This is a genomic window from Pseudomonas petrae, from assembly GCF_021728295.1.
In the GTDB taxonomy this organism is placed as follows: domain Bacteria; phylum Pseudomonadota; class Gammaproteobacteria; order Pseudomonadales; family Pseudomonadaceae; genus Aquipseudomonas; species Aquipseudomonas petrae.
This window is the reverse complement of the sequence record NZ_JAKJXE010000036.1, coordinates 1-549: the sequence shown is the minus strand read 5'-3', so window position 1 is coordinate 549 and position 549 is coordinate 1. Positions and strand designations below refer to the sequence as shown.

Annotated in this window: 1 protein-coding gene; it reads left to right on the top strand. The window is 64.1% G+C overall.

Annotated elements, in window-relative coordinates:
- On the top strand, window positions 1-549 hold a 549-nt coding region (locus L4G42_RS26005; protein ID WP_237260046.1), incomplete at both ends, for an ATP-binding cassette domain-containing protein.

Here is a 549-nt window from a genome sequence, read left to right as displayed (position 1 = left end):
GCAACGCTATCGCGACAATTTCACGCGCCTGTACGCCGAAGACCGCCGTCTCACCGTGCGACGCGACGCCTGGGGCTTTGCCCTTGGGCTATTGGGCACTGCCGCGTTCTACGTGGCCTACGCCTGGGTGGTACTGGACACCGTGCGCGGCCAGACCACACTGGGGCAAATGACGATGTACCTGGTGCTGTTCAAGCAAGGCCAGGTCGCCATCACTGCCAGCCTCAGCGCGATAGCCGGTTTGTATGAGGACGGCCTGTACCTGTCTGACCTGTACGAATACCTTGAGGTGCCGGTGGCAGCTGCACGCGGCACGTTGAAGGCCGGTGCACGCCCGGGCGACGGCCTGCGCTGCGAGGGCCTGGGTTTCCGCTACCCGGGTGCCGCGCAGCCCACGCTCAGCGACATCAGCCTGCACCTGACGCCTGGCATGAGCCTGGCCCTGGTGGGCGAAAACGGCTCGGGTAAAACCACATTGATCAAACTGCTGACCCGACTGTATACGCCTGACGAAGGCCGGATCCTGCTGGACGGCAGCGATTTGCAGGA